The following is a 2,467-nucleotide window of genomic DNA, read 5'->3' on the forward strand; positions in this document are numbered from 1 at the left end:
GGGGAGGGGTTCCGGTGTTTTGTGGAGTGCAGTGCGCATCCGGTGGTGCGGGTCGGGATCGAGGAGTCGCTGGAGGCTGCCGGGGTTGCTGATGCCGCGGTGGTGGTGGGGACGTTGCGCCGGGGTGAGGGTGGGTTGGCCCGGTTGTGGGCCAGCGCGGGGGAGGTGTGGGTCCGGGGCGGTCACATCGACTGGGAACGGGCGTATGAGTCGTCGCAGCCGGGTGTGGTGGACCTGCCGACCTACGCCTTCGACCACCAGCACTTCTGGCTGGAGGAGCGGACGGCCGTCGCAGGTGACATGGGCGCGGCCGGTCTGTCGGCCGCCGGCCATCCCCTGCTCGGCGCGGCGGTCGCGCTGGCCGACGCCGAAGGCGTGCTGCTGACCGGACGGCTCTCCCGCAAGACCCACCCCTGGCTCGCCGACCACACCGTCAACGGCCAGGTCATCCTCCCCGGCACCGCCTTCGTCGACCTGGCCGTACGCGCCGGCGACGAAGCGGGATGCGACCTGCTGGAAGAGCTCACCATCCAGGCCCCGCTCGTGATCCCCGAAGGCGAGGCCGTGCAACTCCAGGTGGCGGTAGGCGCACCGGGCGAGGACGGCCGCCGGACGCTCACCGTGCACGCCCGTCCCGACCGCGGCGTCCCGGACGATCCGTGGACCTGCCACGCCGCCGGAGTCCTCGCCGCGGCGCCGGCCGCCCTCCCCGCTCCGTGGGCCGGCGTCTGGCCGCCGGAGGGAGCGAAGGCCGTCGAGCTGTCCGGGCTGTACGACTGGCTGGGCGAGGTCGGCCTCGGCTACGGCCCGATCTTCCAGGGCTTACGCGCCCTCTGGCGGCGCGACAGGGAACTGTTCGCGGAGGTCGCCCTGCCGGACGGGGTGGACGCCGGTGGATTCGGGCTGCACCCGGCGCTCCTCGACGCGGCCCTGCACGCCGTCGCGCTGGACGCGGCCGCCGCCCAGGACGGGCCTCGGATGCCGTTCGCCTGGACCGGCGTGCGGCTGCACGCGACGGGCGCCGCGGCGGTCCGCGTCCGGCTCTCGCTGGACGACGCCGACCGCGTCGCACTCGCCGTCGCCGACACCACCGGCGCGCCGGTCGCGGAAGTGGCCGGGCTGGTGACCCGCCCGCTGCCCGCCGACCTCACCGCCGCCGCGCCGAGCGCGACGGCCGACTCGCTCTACGCCGTCGAGTGGACGGCGGTGCCCGCCGGTGAACCGTCAGCGGACTGGCGGTGGGCGGTCCTCGGCAACCCGGCGGGCCTCGCCGGCGCCGGTGTCACAGCCGAGGGCTACGACGCCCCCGCCACGCTGCCGGCCGGGGAGGCGGCACCCGACTGGGTATGCGTCCTGCTCGACCCCGCACGCCCCCCGGCCGCGGCCTTCCGTCCGATCACTGCCGCCGTCTCTGGCGAGGCCGCTGGTCCGGGCGGTGCCGTGGGTCTTGGCGTCGCCGGTTCGCGCGACGCGGGAGGTTCGGAGGATGCCGCCGGTTCGGGCTCTGCCGTTCGCCCGGCTGAGAGCGCCGGTTCGAGGGGCGCCGAGGGCACTGCGCCCGGCACCGGTACCGGCGAGGTCACGGCACCGGATGCCGTTGCCGGTGGTCCGGGGAACGGGGGTGATCTTGCGGAGGCGGTGCGTGAGGAGACGTGCCGGGCGCTCCGCCTGCTGCAGAACTGGCTGGACGACGATCGCCTTCCGTCCGCACGGCTCGTCCTGCTCACCCGCGGGGCGATCGCCGTCACCGGCCAGGACGAGGTGCCGGACCTGGCGCACGCCGCGATCTGGGGCCTGGTCAGGTCCGCCCAGTCGGAGAGTCCCGATCGCCTGGTCATCGCCGACCTCGATGACGACCCCATGTCCCTGCGGGCGCTGCCCGCCGCGCTGGCCACCGGGGAGGCCCAGTTCGCGCTGCGCGCGGGCGCGGTGCACGTCCCCCGGCTGGCGCGGGCCGCGGCGAAGGCCGGAGCCGCGCTGGTGCCGCCCGCCGGGGCGGCGAACTGGCGCCTCGACGTCACCACCCGTGGCACGGTCGAGGACCTCGCCCTGCTTCCCACGCCGGCCCAGCCGCTGGCTCCCGGTCAGGTGCGCGTCGGCACCCGGGCCATGGGGCTGAACTTCCGCGACGTGCTCATCGCCCTGGACATGTACCCGGGTGACGCCCCGATGGGCGGCGAGGGCGCGGGCGTGGTCACCGAGGTCGCGGACGACGTCACCACCCTGGCCCCCGGCGACCGGGTGATGGGGATCATCGACGGCTTCGCCCGGGACGCGGTTGCCGACGCCCGGCTGCTGGTCCGCATCCCGGACGGCTGGTCCTTCACCGAGGCGGCGTCGGTGCCGATCGCCTTCGTCACCGCCTACCACGCCCTGGTCGACCTCGCGGGCCTCGCGGCGGGCGAGCGCGTGCTCGTGCACGCCGCCGCCGGCGGCGTCGGCATGGCCGCCGTACAACTCGCCCAGC

The 2,467-nt window shown here is 75.7% G+C and carries 1 protein-coding gene; it reads left to right on the forward strand.

Annotation, left to right across the window (positions count from 1 at the left end; genetic code table 11):
- Positions 1-42: 42 nt before the first annotated feature.
- Positions 43-2,467 (forward strand): SpnB-like Rossmann fold domain-containing protein (locus tag IEY93_RS39100; protein ID WP_229691791.1); only part of this gene is annotated, 2,425 nt, incomplete at its 3' end.

It is taken from the genome of Sphaerisporangium melleum, from assembly GCF_014646695.1.
GTDB classification, from domain to species: domain Bacteria; phylum Actinomycetota; class Actinomycetes; order Streptosporangiales; family Streptosporangiaceae; genus Sphaerisporangium; species Sphaerisporangium melleum.